The following is an 18,165-nucleotide window of genomic DNA, read 5'->3' as shown; positions in this document are numbered from 1 at the left end:
CCCTCCCGCGCCCACACCCTCCTACTAGGAGACACCTCATATGACCATCGTCGTCACCGCTGCTTTCAGCCCGAAGGAAGGCGCCTTCGACCAGGTCGTCGCCGCCCTCTCTCCAGCAATCAGTGAAGTGCACCAGGAACCCGGCTGCCTGCTCTATGCGATACACGAAGCCCCAAACAACCAGATATTCATGATCGAAAAATGGGAATCAGCTGAGCTGCTCGACGCCCACGGCCAAGGTGAACCGGTCAAACGCCTGAACGCCTCCCTCGAAGGCCTGCTGGAAAAACCCGTCGTCGTGACCAGGCTCGTGCCAATCCCCGCAGGAACAGCACAACAGGGAGCGCTGTAGTGAATAGCCCTATTGTTGTCATGGGCGTGTCGGGCGCGGGCAAGACTGAGGTAGGCACTGCCCTGGCAGCCCGGCTCGGGGCAACCTTCAAGGACGCTGACGACCTGCACCCCTTGCCGAACGTTCAAAAGATGGCAGCCGGCGTACCGCTCACCGATGAAGACAGATGGCCGTGGCTTCGCCTGGTCGGCGCAGAACTCGCGGGCGAACACGCTAACGGGATCGTGGTTGCCTGTTCGGCCCTCAAACGCGCCTACCGTGACGCTATCCGCGCAGCCGCCCCTTCCACCAGGTTCATCCTGTTAAAGGTCGAGCCTTCGGTATTGCAGCAGCGGTTGGTCCAGCGTCCAGGACACTTCATGCCTGCATCCCTTCTCACCTCACAGCTGGAGACACTTGAGGCCCTGGAAACGGCCGAAGCCGGAATGACCTTGATATCCGAAGGCGGCATTGAAGCGGTCACCGATCAGATTCTCGCAAATCTCCGCCGAGGACATCTCGCAGTAAAGGCCGGTATCAATCAGAACGGAACATAAGACCGTTCCTTCCACGCCAAGGGCCTTGCGCCAAAAGACAAGAGCGGAGCCGGGGCGGTAAACCACACTGGGGGGTAACCCGCTACGCCGCCCGGCTGGCGTCCTTGCCTACTCGAAGTGGAGTATCCCTTGGAAACCTATGATGCGCTCCTCGCGTCCATCACGCCCACGTCCGGTCCCAGCCGGACCATCCTGAACCCTGCCACGGGCGAAGCCGTGGGCGAGGCCCCCATCCATGACCTTGAGTTCCTGGAGGACGCCGTCGCCACCGCCGTCGAAACCCAGCCCGCGTGGGCGGCGCTGGGCCGCGAGGCAAGGTCCGCCGCGCTCCTGAAAGCAGCCGACGCCGTCGAACGCTCCGCCGAGGAACTCGCCCAGCTGCTCTCCCGCGAACAGGGAAAACCCCTCAACGGCCCCAACGCCCGCTTCGAAGTGGGCGCCTGCGTGGCCTGGCTCGCGCCACCGCCGGCCTGCCGCTGGAACCGGAAACGATCGTGGACGACGGCGAGACCCGCGCCGAACTGCACTACAAGCCCATCGGCGTCGTCGCCGCCATCGGCCCCTGGAACTGGCCCATGATGATCGCCATCTGGCAGATCGCCCCCGCCCTGCGCATGGGCAACACCGTCGTCGTCAAACCCTCCGGCAACACCCCGCTCTCCGTCCTGGCCCTGGTCAAAGTCCTCAACGAAGAACTCCCCGAAGGCATCCTCACCACAGTCTCCTGCGGCCGCGAAGTCGGCGCCCGCCTCACCAACCACCCCGCGATCGGCAAAATCATGTTCACCGGCTCCACCGCCGCCGGCCGCGCCATCATCAAATCCTCCGCAGACACCGTCAAACGCCTCACCCTCGAACTCGGCGGCAACGACGCCGGCATCGTCCTGCCCGACGCCGACCCCAAGGCCATCGCCGAAGACATCTTCTGGGGCGCCTTCCTCAACACCGGCCAAACCTGCGCCGCCCTCAAACGCCTCTACGTCCACGACGACATCTACGACGCCGTCTGCGAGGAACTCACCACCTTCGCCAAAGCCATGCCCATGGGCAACGGCCTGGACGAAACCAACGTCCTGGGCCCACTGCAGAACAAAGCCCAATACGACGTCGTCGCCAACCTCGTCCAGGCAGCCAAAGACTCCGGCGCCCGCATCCTCCTCGGCGGCAACCCGGACCCCGACCAGCCCGGCTACTTCTACCCCACCACCCTGGTCGCCGACATCGACAACAACAACCCGCTCGTCGCCGAAGAACAGTTCGGGCCGGCCCTGCCGATCATCCGCTACAGCACCATCGACGAAGCAGTGGAAAAAGCCAACGCCCTCGACGTCGGCCTCGGCGCCTCCGTCTGGTCCTCCAACCCCGCCGCCGCCCGCGACGTCGCCACCCGCATCCAGGCCGGCACCGTCTGGATCAACCGCCACGGCGCCGTGGACCCCCGCATCCCCTTCGGCGGCGCCAAACAATCCGGCTACGGCCTCGAATTCGGCGTCGAAGGCCTCAAGCACCTCGGCGTCCCCCAGGTGATCAACGGCTAGGAAAGCGTTGGAGACGGGAGCCCCGCATGCCGGCCGGTGTGCGGGGCTCCCGGGCTTTTAAGGTGCTGCCGCTACCCCATGGCCGGCGCGGCGGAAGTGCGGCCGGCCAACTGCCGGCGGGCCCAGCGGGCCAGCTTCTTGCCCTTGCCCTTCCACCAGTTGTCCTCGTCCTTGTCATGGTGCAGGCGGAAAATGATGGCCACCAGGACGAACATGCCCATGACCACGTCAACCCAGGACGCCACCACCAGGGCGATCAGCACGGTGAGTCCGTTGGCGATGATGGACGGGACGGCCAGGGTCCGGAACACGGTGCTGGCCACGTACCGCCGGTGCGACCGCGGAACGGACAGGGCACGCACCATGTCGAAACACACGCAGACCACCACGATGGTCTGCCCGATGGCCAGCAGGATCTGGCCGGGAACCGAGCCGCTGAACGCGGCCACGGACTCCATCCCCGGGCTCATGGCCGGGCCTTATGCTGAGAACCACACATCAAAAACCCCAGAAACTGATGGAACCACCGCTGATCCAGCGGTGGTTCCATTCAAGTTTCCGGGGGCGGACGGGGCACGAGTAGTGTGTACTCGAATTTCCCGGGGCGCCTGAAGCCAGGTACTTACTGGCCGATGGCCCTGGGCCGCCACAGCACCACGGCCTGCGACCGGGGCCGGGGGCGCTGGCCGCGGGCCAGGCTCACCACGTCGCCCGCCGCGCCGGCGGCGAAAATGCGGGAATCGAACGGCTGTGGCCTGCGGCCAAGTTCCTCCGTGAGTTCAGCGACCCGCCGCTGCAGGGCGGCCACCTGGTTTTCGAGCTCCAGGATGCGCTTGATCCCCTCCAGCGAAACGCCCTCCTGGGACAGCCGCTGCACCTCGCGCAGCATGTTGACGTCCCGCTGCGAGTACCGGCGGGACTTCCCCGGCGCGCGGCTGGGCTTGACGATGCCCAGCCGGTCGTACTGCCGCAGGGTCTGCGGGTGCATGTCCGCCAGCTCGGCCGCCACCGAAATCACGAAGATGGGCTGGTCAACGTTGATGTCCACCGAACACCTCCGCTGCTAGAGCCGGGCCTTGGCGGCCAGGCCCTCTCGGACGTCCGAACCGGCTGTGGCCTCGGCAAACGCCTTGACCGCCGCTTCGGCTTCCTTGTTCAGGTTCTTCGGGACCGCGACGTCGATGGTCACCAGCAGGTCGCCGGTCGCCTTCGAGGTCTTCACGCCCTTGCCCTTCACCCGCAGGGTACGGCCCGACGGCGTCCCCGCCGGAACGCGGACCCGCACCTTATCGCCGTCGATGGTGGGCACCTCGATGTCGGCACCCAGCGCAGCCTCCGGGAAGGTGACGGGGACGTGGATCCGCAGGTTGTCGCCGTCGCGCGTGTAAAACGGATGGGGCTGGACCGAGACGGACACCACCAGGTCGCCGTTTCCGGCGGGGCTCGGCTGGCCCTTGCCGCGGACACGCACCTTCTGGCCGTCCTTGATGCCGGCCGGAACCCGGACGTCGATCACTTCACCGCTGGGTTCCCGCAGGCCGATGGTGGTGCCGCGGATGGAACCGGCAAAGGAAATGCTGGTGGAGGCGGTACGGTCCGCCCCCTTCTGCGGGGCCCGCTGGAAGCCGGTCTGGCCGAAGCCGCCGCCGAACAGGTCGGCGAACTCGGGCGGGATCCCGCCCGCGGCAGGGTTGAACCCGCCCGCATGCCGGCCCGTATTGCCGGTGAAGAGGCCGCCGAACAGGTCCTCGAACCCGCCGTTGCCGGCGCCGGCGCTGCCGGGGGCGAACCGGGCACCGCCACCCATGGCACGGATGGCGTCGTACTGCTGGCGTTCCTCGGGATCGGACAGCACCGAGTAGGCCTCGGAGATGTCCTTGAACTTCTTCTCGGAGGCAGTGTTTCCCGCGTTGGTATCAGGGTGGTGCTCGCGGGCCAGCTTCCGGTAAGCCTTCTTGATATCGGCGTCGGAAGCGTCCTTGGCAACACCAAGGATCTTATAAAAGTCCTTGTCCACCCAATCCTGGCTAGCCAATGGCGTTTCCTTTCAAAAGTTATGGGTCGGTGGTTGAGCCTCAGGGTTTCGACAGGCTCAACCACCGAGACTCAACCACCGAAGGTAATGCTACGCAGGGACCGCCACAATCACCTGGGCTGCGCGGAGGACGCGTTCTCCTGACTTGTAGCCGGAGCGGAGCACCTGGCTGACGGTGTCAACCTCGATGTCCTCACCGGGCTGCTGGATCAGGGCCTCGTGAATCGTGGGGTCAAACTCCACGCCGGTTTCGTCGATGCGGACCAGGCCGTAGGTCTTCAGCGCGTTCTCCAGCTTGGTGGCGATCGCGGCGAAGGGACCGTCGGTCAGGTCGCCGTGCTGCCGCGCGGCGTCGACGTCGTCCAGGACCGGAAGCAGGGAGTTAAGGACGCCGATGACGGCCATCTCCCCTGCCACGGCGCGGTCGCGTTCGACGCGCTTGCGGTAGTTGACGTACTCGGCCTGCAGGCGGAGGAGATCGTTCTTCAGTTCGACCGCCTCTGCATTGCCGGAGCCAGCCGGAACCCCCTGGGCCACGGACTCCTCGGCGGGCACCTCGATGCCGTTGAGGATCTCCTCGGCCTGGGCCAGTGCGTCGCCGTCCGAATCCTGGGCGTCGGCTCCGGATTCGGGGGCGGACTGGCTGCCCTCGGGGTGCCGTGCCTGGCCGGTCACCGGGTCAACCTTGCGGTTGTCCCGGATGACCGGTTCGGAGGCGCCGCCCTGCTGGCCCGCGGATGAGTTGTGCTCTTCCTCGTTACCGTGGTGCGGCATGGTTTACTTCTTCGCTTCGTCTTCGTCGATGATCTCGGCGTCGACGATGTCCTCGTCGGCCTTGGACCCCTCCGGCCCTGCTGCGCCTTCGGCACCTGCGGCACCGGTGGCGCCGTCGGGCGAACCGGCCTGGGAGTAGATGGCCTCGCCGAGCTTCGTCTGGGAAGCCTGCAGCTTCTCGAACGCAGCCTTCACAGCGGCATCGTCGGTGCCTTCGAGGGCCTTCTTGAGGCTGTCGACGTCGGCCTGGACCTCGGTCTTGACCTCTTCCGGCAGCTTGTCCGCGTTGTCGGCGATGAGCTTGTCCACGGAGTAGGCGAGCTGCTCGGCCGTGTTGCGGGTGTCGGTGGCCTCGCGGCGGGCCTTGTCCTCGGCTGCGTGCTCCTCGGCGTCACGGACCATGCGGTCGATGTCTTCCTTGGAGAGCGCGGTGCCGCCGGTGATGGTCATGGACTGTTCCTTGCCGGTGCCCTTGTCCTTCGCGGAGACGTGGACGATGCCGTTCGCGTCGATGTCGAAGGTGACCTCAATCTGCGGGATGCCGCGGGGTGCCGGGGCGATGCCGGTGAGCTCGAAGGTGCCCAGCGGCTTGTTGTCGCGGGTGAACTCACGCTCGCCCTGGAAGACCTGGATGGCCACGGACGGCTGGTTGTCATCTGCCGTGGTGAAGGTCTCGGACCGCTTGGTGGGGATGGCGGTGTTGCGCTCGATCAGGTGCGTCATCACGCCACCCTTGGTCTCGATGCCGAGGGACAGCGGGGTGACGTCGATCAGGAGGACGTCCTTGCGCTCACCCTTCAGCACACCGGCCTGCAGGGCGGCACCAACGGCAACGACCTCGTCCGGGTTGACGCCCTTGTTCGGTTCCTTGCCGCCGGCCAGTTCCTTGACCAGGTCGTAGACGGCAGGCATACGGGTGGAGCCACCGACCAGCACGATGTGGTTGATGTCCGTCAGCTTGATGCCGGCTTCCTTGATGACGTCGTGGAACGGCTTCTTGGTGCGCTCCAGCAGGTCCTTGGTGAGGTCCTGGAACTTGGCGCGGGTCAGCTGCTCGTCCAGGTGGACCGGGCCGTCGGGGGTGACGGACAGGTACTGGAGCGAGACGTTGGTGCTGGTGGAGGAGGACAGTTCCTTCTTGGCCTGCTCGGCAGCTTCGCGGAGGCGCTGCAGGGCGATCTTGTCCTTGGAGAGGTCGATGCCCTTGACCTTGAGCTGGTTCAGCAGGTAGTCAACCACGCGCTGGTCCCAGTCGTCGCCGCCGAGGCGGTTGTCACCGGCGGTGGCGCGCACCTGGATGGTGGAGAAGTTGTCTTCGTCCTTGCCGACTTCCAGCAGGGAGACGTCGAACGTACCGCCACCGAGGTCGAAGACCAGGATGAGTTCGTCTTCCTTGCCCTTGTCCAGGCCGTAGGCGAGGGCTGCGGCGGTGGGCTCGTTGACGATACGCAGGACATTGAGGCCCGCGATCTCGCCGGCTTCCTTGGTTGCCTGGCGCTCGGCGTCGTTGAAGTAGGCGGGAACGGTGATCACAGCGTCGGTGACCTTCTCGCCCAGGTAGGACTCGGCGTCGTTCTTCAGCTTCATGAGGATACGCGCGGAGATTTCCTGCGGGGTGTACTTCTTTTCGTCGATCGCCTTGGTCCAGTCAGTGCCCATGTGGCGCTTGACGGACGAGATGGTGCGTTCGATGTTGTTGACTGCCTGGCGCTTTGCGATTTCGCCAACCAGGACTTCGCCGGACTTGGAGAATGCAACCACGGACGGCGTGGTGCGGCCACCCTCGGCGTTGGCAATAACGGTGGGCTCGCCACCTTCGAGAACGGAGACGACGGAGTTGGTGGTTCCGAGGTCGATACCTACTGCACGTGACATTGTGTTGCTTCCTTCTTTCCTTGGAAACTTGCTGGCGCCCGCTAATTGAGCGTTCTGCACTCAACTTTACTCAGGGCCTCGACGATGTCAAGCAAAGTTGAGTCGACCACGCTCAACTCTTTGCTAGGCATCTCTCCGGCCTGAGGCTGCCCTCCCCGTGTTGGCGCGGATTCCGGGACACGGTAAAGCCCGACGGCGGCTCACCCTTTCGCTAGGGGTGAACCTGCCGCCGGGCTAATTCCGCCGTGGCGCCTACCGCTCGGCGTCCGGATCGCCGTGCAGCGGACCGCGCTCCTCTGAGGTGGACATGACCTGCCCGTCAGTCAGGCCTTCACGGACGGCATCCTCGTTCCGGAAGTCCTCGGCGGGGTTCTCGAGGTCGCCCTCCCCGTACTGGCCGCCTTCGCCTTCCAGCCCCGGCTCCGTGCTGCCGCGGCGGGGGTGCTCATCAAAGGCTGCTTCGTGGCTTTCAGTCATGGCGACGTCTCTCCTTCGAGTCCGCGTCCGTGCGGGCGCATTGGCAGTCTACCCAGCAGGAGTTTTAGCCAACAGGGCTTCGTCCCGGTCCGGCCGTTCTTCAGTCTCCGGCCGGGAGAGCTTGCCGGGCCACCAGATTTTCGGGCCGATGTCGTAAGCCAGCGCAGGCACCAGCAGCGAGCGCACCAGCACCGTGTCCAGCAGGACGCCGAACGCAACAATGAAGGCCAGCTGCACCAGGAACATGATGGGAATGACGCCCAGCGCCGCGAACGTGGCCGCGAGCACCACGCCCGCGGACGTGATCACCCCGCCGGTCACGCCCAGGCCGCGGAGGATGCCCGGGCGGGTGCCGTGCTTCAGGGACTCCTCCCGGACCCGGCTCATCAGGAAGATGTTGTAGTCCACGCCCAGGGCCACCAGGAACACGAAGCCGAACAGCGGCACGGTGGCGTCGGCACCCGGGAAGCCAAGGATGTTGTTGAACACCAGCGCGGACACACCCATGGCTGCAGCGTAGGAGAGCACCACGGAGAGCACCAGCAGGACCGGTGCCAACACGGACCTCAGCAGCAGCATCAGGATAAAGAGGATCACCACCAGGACCACCGGGATGATGATCACCAGGTCACGCTGGGCCGTGGTGTTGGTGTCCAGCGCGGTGGCGGTGACGCCGCCCACCAGGGCACCCGGGTCCACGGCCTTGACGTCCACGCGCAGGGCCTTGACAGCTTCTTCGGCCTCGAGGGAGTCCGCCGCGGAGTTCAGCGTGGCATTGATCAGGACCTTGCCCTCGCGGACGTCGGGCTCGCTGGGGGTTCCGGGGGCGCCGGTGATGGGCACGCTGCCTTCAGCCAGCAGGTAGGCCTCGCCCACGCCGTCGGCCGCTTTCACCGCATCCAGCACTTCCTGTGCCTTGCCTTCGTCCGCAACCACGACGGCGGGGCTGCCGCTGCCGGCGTCGAAGTGGCGGGCCAGCGCGTCCTGGCCGTCCACCGCATTGGACGCGGTGAGGATGACGTCGGTCTGCGGAACACCATTGGCCTTGAGCTGGAGGACGCCGGCGGAGGCCGCGGCCAGCAGCAGGACCGACGCGATCCAGATGGTCCGCGGACGCCGCTGCACCAATGCACCGGTTGCCCGCCACAGCCCTTTTTTGACCCTCCAGCCCCGTAACCAGCTCGGGCTCGCGCTCGTCAGCCGAGGCCAGCTTGGGACGGAACGGCCAGAAAGCGGCACGGCCCAGGAGCGCCATCAGGGCGGGCAGCAGCGTGAGTGCGGCGAACAGCGAGCAGATGATGCCTGCCGCTGCCACCGGCCCCAGTGCCTTGTTGGAGTTGAGGTCCGAGAAGAGCAGGCAGAGCAGGGCGATGATGACCGTGGCACCGGACGCCAGGATGGGTTCGAAAGAGGTCCGCCAGGCCGTCAGCGCCGCGGCCGTCCGGTTGGTGGTGTGGGTCAGCGCCTCACGGAAGCGCGCCACGTAGAGCAGTGCGTAGTCGGTGGCCGCGCCGATCACCAGAATGGAGAGGATCCCCTGGCTCTGGCCATTCAACTGGATCCAGCCCGCCTGCGCCATGCCGAAGACCAGCAGGATGGCGGCACACAGGGCGAACACCGAGGTCAGGAGCACCATGAAAGGCAGGAGCAGCGAGCGGTACACCACCAGCAGGATGACGAACACAGCGGCGAGCGCCACGAGCAGGAGGATGCCGTCAATCCCGGCGAAAGCGGCCACCAGGTCGGCCGCGAGGCCGGCGGGCCCGGTCACGAATGTCCGCATCCCCTCAGGGGCAGCTTCAGCTACGAGGTCGCGGAGTTCCTTCACCGCCTCCTGCACTTCCACCTCGGACTCGCTGATGGGTGCGATGAACTGGACCGCCTTGCCGTCCTCCGACGGAATGGGCCCAATCACCGCGCTGCCCAGCTTCAGCTCTTCCAGGTCAGTCCGAAGGGCAGCCACTTCACCCAGCTGGGCGGGAGTGAACGGCTCATCGCTTTCGATGACGATGACGCCCGGCACCTCGTCGGAGTCCCGGAACTTGGCCTGCCAGTCCTGCGCGGCAGTGGCCTCGGCACTTGCCGGAAGGAAGGAGGCCTGGTCGTTGGAGGAAACCTCCTCCAGGCGCCCGAAGGTGGGGCCGCCCACGCCGGCGAGCGCCAGCCACGTGAGCACCAGGATGACGGGGACCAGCCAGCGCAGCCAGAACGGAACGCGCTCTCTGCTTACGGTTTTGTGTTTCATGATGCCTTCCGGACGTACCTCACACGAACATTAGTTCCAGAGTAGACTATCTCCATAGTAGAGATAAGTGTCCATCAAGGTTTTTCTTAGAGCTCGCCATCAAGGCACGCACGGCGGGGCTGAAGTAGTATCCGTCAGTACGGCTGGGCAAACCCGGCGGTGATGCCCACCAGAAGGAAAGAGGAGGCGGCCATGGCAGCAAGCGGCCCCGCGGACACGCCGCGCCCTCCGGCAGTCCCTGGGCAGAATGGCGGCCCCCATCCCCTCGTCCGGCTCCTGCAGGAATTCACGCTGGAGGCCAACCGGTACGTGGACACGGCCGGCGGCAGGAAGGACATGCACCGCACGGACCTGAATGCTCTGGCCGTGATCATGCGGCACACGGCCAAGGGAAATCCGGTCACGCCGGGACTCCTCCGCAAGGAGTTGCACCTTAGCTCCCCCGCTACCACGGCGCTGATTGACCGGCTGGACAGCTCCGGCCACGTGGTCCGTGAGCGCGGCAGTTCCGACCGGCGGCAGGTGCAGCTGAAGATGACGCCCAAGGCCTTCCAGGAGGGAGGGGCCATTTTCGAGCCCCTCTCGCGCCGCATGGGTACTGCCATGGCGGACTTCTCCGAGGAGGAGCTGGAAACCGTCTCGCGGTTCATGACCGCGATGGTGGAAGCCACGGTGGCGGCGCGCGAAGAATCCGCGGCGGATTAGGCTGGCGAAATCCTTCCGCGCCGCGGCGTGAGGGGTAGCGTTTGGTTATGAGTGCCCAGCAGCCCGAAGAAGACGTCTACACGCACGGCCACCACGAGTCAGTGGTCCGCGCCCATGCCGCCAGGACCGCCGAGAATTCCGCCGCCTTTGTCCTGCCCCACCTGACCCCCGGCTCGGACCTGCTCGACGTCGGCTGCGGACCGGGCACCATCACCTGCGACTTCGCCGCCCTCGTCTCGCCCGGCAAGGTCACCGGCCTGGACCGCTCACCGGACATCATCGTCCAGGCCCAGGCGCTCGCCGTCGAACGCCAGGTGCCGAACGTGGAATTCGTGGCCGGCAACATCTACGACCTCGAGTTCGAGGACGAGACGTTCGACGTCGTCCACGCCCACCAGGTGCTGCAGCACCTCACCGACCCGGTGGAGGCCCTCCGCGAAATGCGCCGCGTGGCCAAGCCGGGCGGCATCGTTGCCGTGCGCGACGCCGATTTCCACGGCATGAGCTGGTACCCGGCCATCCCGGAACTCGACGAATGGATGGACCTGTACCAGCGCATTGCGCGCCGCAACGGGGCAGAGCCCGACGCCGGACGGCGGCTGGTCAGCTGGGCGCAGTCGGCGGGGTTCACGGACGTTGCCCCCTCCAGCAGCAACTGGCTGTACGCCACAGGACAGCAGCGCCGGTGGCAGGCCCGCGTCTGGGGCGAGCGGGTGCTGCACTCAGCATTCGCGGAGCAGGCGCTGGAGTACGGCTTCGCCAACCCCGCGGACCTGGCACGGATCTCCGCCGGATGGCACCGATGGGGTTCAACCGACGACGGCTGGTTCCTCATCCCCAATGGGGAGGTCATCGCCCGGGCTTAGGCCTGCGGGGACAACGAATTCTGGGCCGAAGCTTATGCCGTGCGCGGCGAGGACGTTGTCATTGCCAAGGCCGGAAGGCCGGTTGCACGGCTGGTCAAGATCGAACGGCCCCACAAGCGCGAACTGGGCTTCCTCGGCCCCCTCCACATCCCCGATGACTTCTATGAGCCGTGGACGGATGACGAGATGGGAATTGACGGGTGCTGCAGCTGCTGCTGGACACCCATGTGTTCCTCTGGGCACTCGCCGAGCCCAAGAGGCTCTCAATCAAAGCCAAAAATGCGATCACCAAACTTGAAAACCAGGTCTTCGTTTCGCCGGTCACCGCCTATGAGCTCTCCTACAAGCACCGGCAGGGAAGACTGCCGGCCGGAGCGGCGATCGTCTCCAGTTTTGGCCGGCAGCTTTCACACCTCTACGCCGCTGAAATCGGCATCAGCGCCGACCATGCCCTTGCCGCCGGCCAGCTCGACTGGGACCACAAAGACCCCTTTGACCGGATGCTGGCTGCACAAGCCATGGTGGAAGGCTTCACCCTCGTCACAGCAGACGAAAACATCCAGGCGTACGGCCCCGTAGCCACCCTGTGGTGACCCCCGCCACCGGCCCCCTGCCGCGTAGGATTGACAGGTGCAATTTTCCCTTTGGCTGGCCCTGGCCGGCGCCGGTGCCCTGATCAGCTTCACCCCGGGCGCCGGAGCCATCAACACCATGAGCAACTCGTTGAATGCCGGCTTCCGGCGGTCCATCTGGGGAATCCTCGGGCAGCAGGCCGCACTGGTGGTGCACGTGGTGATCGTGGCACTCGGCGTCGGCGTGCTGGTTGCCAGCTCGCCGGTGGCCTTCAACGTAATCCGCTACGCGGGCGCCGCCTACCTCATCTATCTGGGCGTCCGGCAGTTCCTTAGCAAGCCGAGCCTTGAAGAGGAGCAGGCAGCGGCACTGCGGAACGAGTCCGCCTGGTCGATCTTCCGGCGCGGGTTCTGGGTCAACCTGCTGAATCCGAAGGCCATCGTCTTCTTCCTCGCCTTCACTCCCCAGTTCATCCGGCCTGAACAGCCACTGCTGACGCAGTACGCTGTGCTGACCGCAACCATCGTGGCGATCGACATCCTGGTGATGTGGTTCTTCTTCGCCGCAGCGGCCAGGTCTTTCCAGCGCTTCACCCAGACGCCACGGGGACAGCTGGTCCTGAGCAAGGTGTTCGGCGTGCTGTTTGTCGCCGTCGGGATCCTCCTCGCCCTGATTCACTGATCCCGGGCCCACCAATCCCCGGCATCGCAGCACCCAACCTCACTACATACCCCTTCGGCGGGTTCGTCATGCATCTTTACAAACCGGTCAATTTTTATGAACCACCCGCTAGCCATAGGGCCGGAAAGCGCGCATGCTTAGCATCATGAACTCAGCGTCGAGCCCATACCGCGTCATCGCCGTCTGCACCGGCAACATCTGCCGCTCCCCCATGGCGGAACTTATGCTGAAGGCCGCGCTGGAACGCGAAGGGCTGGACGGACTGGTGGCGGTGGACTCGGCCGGCACCACGGGCTACGAGGCAGGGCGCCCCATCGACCCCCGTGCCGCCCGCCGGCTCGCGGCCACGCAACTCGCGTCCGAGCTTCACATCGCACGGGAATGGCTCCCGGAATGGTTCCGCGAGCGGGATCTCATCCTGGCGCTCGATATCGACCACTACGCCTGGCTGAGCGAGGCGGCGCCGGACCAGGAGTCGCTGGGCAAGATCCGCATGCTCCGAAGCTTCGATCCAGCAATGGCCGGCAAGGACCTGCTGGACCAGGGCATCGAGGACCCGTGGTACGGGGGGCATGCTGACTTCGACGCCGTCTGGCACCAGATCCACGCGGCGCTCCCGGGGATCGTGGAGCACGTCAAGGCGGCCGTTTCCTCGGACGCGGAGCTGCAGCGGCAGGGCAGTTGAGGACCCACCCGGCTTTATCTTGCAATTGAGAACGGTTCTCAATTAGGCTCTTCGCCATGCACCTCATCGTTGTGAGTTCCCTTGATGCCCTCTGCCGCCGCGAAGCCTGCGGGGACCTGGCAGCTGAACATCCCGGGAGCCTCGTGGTCTTCCATGACCTGCTGGAGAACGGGCTGGTCATCCGGCGGGTCTTTGACGCCGCAGGTCCCGTCGAATACGAGGAAACCATCCTCGAACACGGCGGCCTCAGCTGCGCGGTACGCCTGGACCTGGTGCCGGCGATCGACCGCCTGGCTGCATCAGCACAAGGCCCGATCATCATCGGCCTTCCGCCTGCGGTTCCAGCATCAGTGGCAGTCACGGCACTCAACCGCGGGCTCAGCCGGCCGGCAACGGTTTCCTCGGCCATCATTGCCCTCGCGCCGGACGCCCTGGAGGACCACATCTGGGACCCGCACACCCTGTTCGAGTCCGGCTTCACCCCCGTGGCAGACGACGAGAGGACACCGGGCGAGTTCCTGCTGGGCGAACTGGCCTTCGCGGATACCGTCCTCGTGGCGGAGCCCGACATCGTTCCGGCCGATCCCGCAGGCCGCGAGCGCGGCCTGCACCTGCTGCGGGAACTCGCACCGCATGCCCACCGTGCAGCAGGAACGATCCAGGTCCGCCGCTCGGCAGCAAATGCCGCGGCCTCACCCTTTGTCACTGTGGTCCAGCGCATGGACCGGCCCCTGCATCCGGGACGGTTCCGCCAGGTCCTGGGCACGCTCGCCGAGGGCTGCTGCGTCCTGCAAGGCCACTTGTGGGTTGCGTCCGCGCCCGAGTGCCGCATCGCCATCCAGGGCATCGGCCCCCGCGTCTGGCTCGAAAACACCGGGAAGTGGCCGGAAGAACCTGCCGCGACGGAGCAGGCGGGACGTGCGCCGGGTCCCGCCGCCACGGTCCTGGCAGCGACCGGGGAGGGCCTGGACCCGGCGGAGTTCGAGCGGCTGCTGCGGGACTGCGAGCTCACCGACGACGAACTGGCGGCCGGCGCGGTCCTGTCCGACCCCTTCGCCCTGCGGCCCGCGAGCTGACCTGCCGACCACCACCCAACCCCACCAACCAAGGAGGACACCATGAAAGTACGGAATTCACTGCGGGCACTGAAGAAGATCCCCGGCGCACAAATCGTCAGGCGCCGCGGCAGGACGTTCGTGATTAACAAGAAGGACCCGCGGATGAAAGCCCGGCAGGGATAAAGGTACGCTCTACTCCATGAGCCCAGCCCCCGTCATCATCGCCATCGACGGGCGCTCGGGCGCTGGGAAGACCACCCTCGCCGTCGAACTGGCTGCCCGGCTGCGCGCCCACCACAAGGTCTCGCTGTTCCATCTTGAGGACATCTACCCCGGCTGGAACGGCCTGGCCGCCGGCGTGGAACGCTACGTCGCCACCGTCCTCACCCCGCTGCACAGGGGCGAAGCGGCGACGTGGGTGGGCTGGGACTGGGAAAACCATGACGACGGCGGCCCCCGGGTCACGCTTCCCGCCGAGATCGTCATCGTCGAAGGCGTGGGTGCCGCCGCGGCAGAAGCCCGGCCGCTCCTGGACGCCGTGATCTGGGCCGAATCCCCTGACGACGTCCGCCGGACCAGGGCCCTGGACCGCGACGGCGCAACCTACGAACCCTACTGGGACCAGTGGGCCGCGCAGGAAGACGCATGGCTGGCCCGGGATGACGTGCCGGCGCTTGCCGACGTCCGCGTGCAGAACCTGGCCGACGGCTCCGCCGTCGTCGACCTCCTGCGGCTCCTCCCCTACCTTCCGGCGCTGGCCCCGGTCCTGGCCCCGGAGCTCTCCGCCCGCCGCGGGCTCCGCCTTCGCGCCGAGCGGCTGGACGAGCGCCCTGATTCCGCGGCGCTCTTCCATTCCCTCTACGGCGGCTCAGCCAATGCGGTCTGGCTGGACTCCTCCAACGCCGGAACGGCAGCAGCGGGTGTGGCACACACGGACGATGCTTCCGCACGAACCGCAGCGGAGCGCAGCCGGTTCAGCATCATGGCGGACGACGGCGGCACGTTCGGGCAATCGGTAACCCACCGGTCCGGCGAAAGCCTGATCAGCGCCGGTTCCGCAACCGTCAGGGTCACCGGGCAGTTCTTCCGCTGGCTGGACACGGTGTGGGGCCGCCGCGCGGTCCGCGCGCCGGAAGGCTACCCGGGACAGTTCACCCTGGGCTGGCTGGGCTGCCTGGGCTACGAACTCAAGCGTGAAACGGGCGGCACCGACCTGCCCGCCGCTACACCGGACGCCGCCCTGATCTTTGCCGGCCGTGCCGTGGTCCTGGACCACGCCGAAGGCACCGCCTGGCTCCTGGCCCTTGACGCACCTGACGCGGAGGACTGGCTGGGGACTGCGGCCGCCGCGGTTCACCAGGCTGCCGCGCCGGACCACGGCGGCAGCACCGCCGTCGTACTTCCCCAGGCCCCCGCCTTCCGCAGCCGTGACACCGGCGAGGCCTACCGGAAGAAGATCGCCGCCGCGCAGCACGAGATCGCCGAGGGCAACACCTACGAGGTGTGCCTGACCACCACGCTTGAGGCCCGCGTTCCCGCCGCTGCCGTGGACCCGTGGCGCATTTACCTTGCCCTCCGCGGCCGGAACCCTGCACCCTTCGCAAGTTTCCTCCGGCTGGACGGGGTGACGGTGGCAAGCACCTCGCCGGAGCGGTTCCTGAAGATCGCGTCCGACGGCAGCATGCGCGCCGAACCCATCAAGGGGACCCGCCGCCGGGCTGCCGATGCGCAGGAGGACGCGCGGCTGCGGACGGACCTCGCCACCTCACTGAAGGACCGTGCCGAGAACATCATGATCGTGGACCTGCTGCGGAACGACCTCAGCCACTTCGCGGTCCCCGGCTCGGTCACGGTCAGCAGGCTGTGCGCTATCGAAAGCTATGCCACCGTGCACCAGATGGTCAGCACCATAGACGCCCGCCTGCTGCCCGGCTCCTCGCGGGCGGAGGCAGTGGCCGCCTGCTTCCCCGCCGGCTCCATGACCGGGGCGCCCAAGATCAGCACCATGGCCATCCTCGACCGGCTGGAGGAAGGCCCGCGGGGGCTGTATTCCGGCGCCATTGGCTACTTCTCGCTGAACGGCGCCACCGATCTCGCCGTCGCCATCCGCACCCTGGTGGTCAATGCCCCGGGTGACGGAACGGCGGAACTCACGCTCGGCGTCGGCGGTGCCATCACCGCGGATTCCGTGCCGGACGAGGAGTACGAGGAGATCCGGACCAAGGCCTACGGGGTCCTGTCCACGCTGGGCGCGGAGTTCCCCGGGGATTGAGTGCTACTGAACCGTCGCGGTCAGCCGGGCCACGTTATCCACGTAACGGGCCGCGAACGGACGGTTGCGCCAGACGGGAAGCTTAAGCTCGTGCGAGATGTCCCGGTAGGTGTCCTCCACCGCGCGCATCTTGGTGACGATGTCCTCGCCCAGCAGCATCACGGACACCTCGAGGTTCAGCGAGAAGGAGCGCATGTCCATGTTGCTGGAACCCAGAACGGCCACCTCGTCGTCGATGGTGAAGTGCTTGGCATGGAGGACGAACGGGGCCTTGTAGAGGTAGATCCGGACGCCCGCCTCCAGCAGTGCCTCGTAGTAGGACTGCTGGGCGTGGTGGACAGGAACTGGTCGCCCTTCTCGGAGACGAAGAGTTCCACGTCCACGCCGCGCTGGGCGGCAGTGGTGATGGCGTACAGCAGCGAATCGTCCGGCACGAAGTACGGGCTGCAGATGGAGATGCGGTGCTGCGCGGAATAGATGAGCGTGTTGAAGAGGCGCAGGTTGTTCTCGGTGATGAAGCCCGGGCCGCTGGGCACCACCTGCGCGGTGACGTTGCCCGGGTGCGGGTTCGCCGGCAGCTGCAGCTGGTGCTCCAGCGACTCGTCGGTTTCGCTCAGCCAGTCGGTGGCGAAAACGACATTCAGGGTGGTGACGATCGGTCCACGCAGGCACGCCATCAACTCCACCCACTCCCGTCCGGCCTTGCGGTGGCGGGGGTTGTTGTAGGAGGGCTCGATCAGGTTCTGGGAACCGGTGAAGGCGATTTCGCCGTCGACCACCATGATCTTGCGGTGGTTCCGGAGGTCCGGCCGGCGCCACTGGCCATGGATGGGCATGAGCGGCAGCATCCGCTTCCACTGGATCTTGCCCGCCCTGAGGCGCTTGAGGAGCTTCCTGTAGCCCTGGACCCGGAGGGTGCCGATGTGGTCGAACAGCACGCGCACTTCCACGCCGCGTTCGGCCGCCTCCTCCAGCGCGGTGAGCAGGTCGTCCGTGATGTGGTCGGTGCTCATGATGTAGAACTCCGCGTTGACGAACTTCTTCGCCTTCCGCACGGCTTCGGTCATGGCGAGGATGGAGTCCGGGTACCCGGGGATGAGGTCAACCGAGTTGCCGTCCACCATGGGCAGGGATCCCAGCCGGCGGTTCAGCTCCGCTGCGGAGGTCACCCATTCGGGCCCCGGATAGTGGCTTTCGACGTCGGCGAGCGAGGAGATGCCGGCCCGGACCCTCTCGTTGACCTGCTGCTGCTGCTCGCGGCGCCGGCTGGAAAGCCTGAAGTTTCCGAACAGCAGGAACAGGACAATTCCCACGAAAGGCACAAAGAAGATACCCAGAAGCCACGCCATCGCCGTGGTGGGGCGGCGGTTTCCGGGAATGATGCCCACGGCGAGCACCCTGATCACCAGGTCGGCGACGCCGAGCAGCACCACCACCCACATCGGTGCGGTGCCGGCAAGCGAAAATGGCCACAACAACTGACAAACCCCCGG

The 18,165-nt window shown here is 66.4% G+C and carries 16 protein-coding genes and 3 pseudogenes; 11 read left to right on the top strand and 8 right to left on the bottom strand.

Annotated elements, in window-relative coordinates; genetic code table 11:
- The first annotated feature begins 40 nt into the window (after positions 1-40).
- The 3 genes and pseudogenes from ACPEE0_RS00430 to ACPEE0_RS00420 all read left to right on the top strand — a co-directional run bounded on the left by ACPEE0_RS00430 (position 41) and on the right by ACPEE0_RS00420 (position 2,426).
- A complete protein-coding gene (locus ACPEE0_RS00430) occupies positions 41-352 on the top strand; it encodes a putative quinol monooxygenase (protein WP_009357382.1) in 312 nt (103 codons plus the stop codon).
- Positions 352-888, top strand: a complete 537-nt coding sequence (locus ACPEE0_RS00425; protein WP_009357383.1) for a gluconokinase — start codon at positions 352-354, stop codon at positions 886-888. Before ACPEE0_RS00430 ends, ACPEE0_RS00425 begins: the two co-directional genes overlap by 1 nt.
- A 129-nt stretch (positions 889-1,017) precedes the next feature.
- A pseudogene (locus tag ACPEE0_RS00420) lies at positions 1,018-2,426 on the top strand (aldehyde dehydrogenase family protein).
- A gap of 71 nt (positions 2,427-2,497) precedes the next feature.
- Here ACPEE0_RS00420 and ACPEE0_RS00415 read toward each other — a convergent pair.
- The 7 genes and pseudogenes from ACPEE0_RS00415 to ACPEE0_RS00385 form a co-directional block, all read right to left on the bottom strand.
- Entirely contained in the window at positions 2,498-2,884 is a 387-nt protein-coding gene (locus ACPEE0_RS00415; protein WP_407710475.1) for a hypothetical protein, read from the bottom strand.
- A gap of 164 nt (positions 2,885-3,048) precedes the next feature.
- Positions 3,049-3,474 (bottom strand): heat shock protein transcriptional repressor HspR, encoded by a 426-nt coding sequence (locus ACPEE0_RS00410; RefSeq protein WP_407710210.1) that lies wholly within the window; start codon positions 3,472-3,474, stop codon positions 3,049-3,051.
- Positions 3,475-3,489: 15 nt separating this feature from the next.
- Positions 3,490-4,461, bottom strand: a complete 972-nt coding sequence (locus ACPEE0_RS00405) for a DnaJ C-terminal domain-containing protein (protein ID WP_205753931.1) — start codon at positions 4,459-4,461, stop codon at positions 3,490-3,492.
- A gap of 90 nt (positions 4,462-4,551) precedes the next feature.
- Positions 4,552-5,235 carry a nucleotide exchange factor GrpE gene (locus ACPEE0_RS00400; protein ID WP_407710211.1) on the bottom strand — a complete coding sequence of 228 codons (684 nt, stop codon included), beginning with the start codon at positions 5,233-5,235 and terminating at the stop codon, positions 4,552-4,554.
- Positions 5,236-5,238: 3 nt separating this feature from the next.
- Entirely contained in the window at positions 5,239-7,110 is a 1,872-nt protein-coding gene (gene dnaK / locus ACPEE0_RS00395) for a molecular chaperone DnaK (RefSeq protein ID WP_354175746.1), read from the bottom strand.
- A gap of 252 nt (positions 7,111-7,362) precedes the next feature.
- Positions 7,363-7,587 carry a hypothetical protein gene (locus ACPEE0_RS00390; RefSeq protein WP_407710212.1) on the bottom strand — a complete coding sequence of 75 codons (225 nt, stop codon included), beginning with the start codon at positions 7,585-7,587 and terminating at the stop codon, positions 7,363-7,365.
- 48 nt (positions 7,588-7,635) lie between these two features.
- Positions 7,636-9,832: pseudogene (locus ACPEE0_RS00385) on the bottom strand (MMPL family transporter).
- A 192-nt stretch (positions 9,833-10,024) separates the two neighbouring features.
- On the opposite strand from ACPEE0_RS00385, the gene ACPEE0_RS00380 reads away from it, so the two are divergent.
- The 8 genes from ACPEE0_RS00380 to pabB all read left to right on the top strand — a co-directional run bounded on the left by ACPEE0_RS00380 (position 10,025) and on the right by pabB (position 16,672).
- Positions 10,025-10,537 carry a MarR family winged helix-turn-helix transcriptional regulator gene (locus ACPEE0_RS00380; protein WP_009357390.1) on the top strand — a complete coding sequence of 171 codons (513 nt, stop codon included), beginning with the start codon at positions 10,025-10,027 and terminating at the stop codon, positions 10,535-10,537.
- A 47-nt stretch (positions 10,538-10,584) separates the two neighbouring features.
- A complete protein-coding gene (locus ACPEE0_RS00375) occupies positions 10,585-11,403 on the top strand; it encodes a methyltransferase domain-containing protein (RefSeq protein ID WP_009357391.1) in 819 nt (272 codons plus the stop codon).
- Positions 11,404-11,603: 200 nt separating this feature from the next.
- Positions 11,604-11,996, top strand: coding sequence for a type II toxin-antitoxin system VapC family toxin (locus ACPEE0_RS00370; RefSeq protein ID WP_354175750.1), 393 nt, complete (start codon positions 11,604-11,606; stop codon positions 11,994-11,996).
- 37 nt (positions 11,997-12,033) lie between these two features.
- Entirely contained in the window at positions 12,034-12,657 is a 624-nt protein-coding gene (locus ACPEE0_RS00365; RefSeq protein WP_009357393.1) for a LysE family transporter, read from the top strand.
- 145 nt (positions 12,658-12,802) lie between these two features.
- Complete coding sequence (locus tag ACPEE0_RS00360) at positions 12,803-13,342, top strand: low molecular weight protein-tyrosine-phosphatase (RefSeq protein WP_035752316.1); 540 nt, start codon at positions 12,803-12,805, stop codon at positions 13,340-13,342.
- A 56-nt stretch (positions 13,343-13,398) separates the two neighbouring features.
- Positions 13,399-14,418, top strand: coding sequence for a GTP-binding protein (locus ACPEE0_RS00355; protein ID WP_009357395.1), 1,020 nt, complete (start codon positions 13,399-13,401; stop codon positions 14,416-14,418).
- Between the two features lie 42 nt (positions 14,419-14,460).
- A complete protein-coding gene (ykgO, locus tag ACPEE0_RS00350) occupies positions 14,461-14,583 on the top strand; it encodes a type B 50S ribosomal protein L36 (protein ID WP_009357396.1) in 123 nt (40 codons plus the stop codon).
- Between the two features lie 16 nt (positions 14,584-14,599).
- On the top strand, positions 14,600-16,672 hold the full coding sequence (gene pabB, locus ACPEE0_RS00345) for an aminodeoxychorismate synthase component I (protein WP_009357397.1): 2,073 nt from the start codon (positions 14,600-14,602) through the stop codon (positions 16,670-16,672).
- 3 nt (positions 16,673-16,675) lie between these two features.
- Here the strand turns inward: pabB and cls are convergent.
- A pseudogene (gene cls / locus ACPEE0_RS00340) lies at positions 16,676-18,114 on the bottom strand (cardiolipin synthase).
- Positions 18,115-18,165 lie beyond the last annotated feature (51 nt).

Source organism: Arthrobacter sp. SD76 (assembly GCF_049726125.1).
GTDB classification, from domain to species: Bacteria; Actinomycetota; Actinomycetes; order Actinomycetales; family Micrococcaceae; genus Arthrobacter; species Arthrobacter nitrophenolicus.
This window is presented reverse-complemented; position numbering and strand designations above follow the sequence as displayed.

Excerpts from the sequence above, each read along its gene's own strand:
- ACPEE0_RS00430 (WP_009357382.1), top strand. The coding sequence starts at position 41 with ATGACCATCGTCGTCACCGCTGCTTTCAGCCCGAAGGAAGGCGCCTTC.
- ACPEE0_RS00415 (WP_407710475.1), bottom strand. The coding sequence starts at position 2,884 with ATGGAGTCCGTGGCCGCGTTCAGCGGCTCGGTTCCCGGCCAGATCCTG.
- ACPEE0_RS00400 (WP_407710211.1), bottom strand. The coding sequence starts at position 5,235 with ATGCCGCACCACGGTAACGAGGAAGAGCACAACTCATCCGCGGGCCAG.
- dnaK (WP_354175746.1), bottom strand. The coding sequence starts at position 7,110 with ATGTCACGTGCAGTAGGTATCGACCTCGGAACCACCAACTCCGTCGTC.
- ACPEE0_RS00390 (WP_407710212.1), bottom strand. The coding sequence starts at position 7,587 with ATGACTGAAAGCCACGAAGCAGCCTTTGATGAGCACCCCCGCCGCGGC.
- ACPEE0_RS00380 (WP_009357390.1), top strand. The coding sequence starts at position 10,025 with ATGGCAGCAAGCGGCCCCGCGGACACGCCGCGCCCTCCGGCAGTCCCT.
- ACPEE0_RS00375 (WP_009357391.1), top strand. The coding sequence starts at position 10,585 with ATGAGTGCCCAGCAGCCCGAAGAAGACGTCTACACGCACGGCCACCAC.
- ACPEE0_RS00360 (WP_035752316.1), top strand. The coding sequence starts at position 12,803 with ATGAACTCAGCGTCGAGCCCATACCGCGTCATCGCCGTCTGCACCGGC.
- ACPEE0_RS00355 (WP_009357395.1), top strand. The coding sequence starts at position 13,399 with ATGCACCTCATCGTTGTGAGTTCCCTTGATGCCCTCTGCCGCCGCGAA.
- ykgO (WP_009357396.1), top strand. The coding sequence starts at position 14,461 with ATGAAAGTACGGAATTCACTGCGGGCACTGAAGAAGATCCCCGGCGCA.
- pabB (WP_009357397.1), top strand. The coding sequence starts at position 14,600 with ATGAGCCCAGCCCCCGTCATCATCGCCATCGACGGGCGCTCGGGCGCT.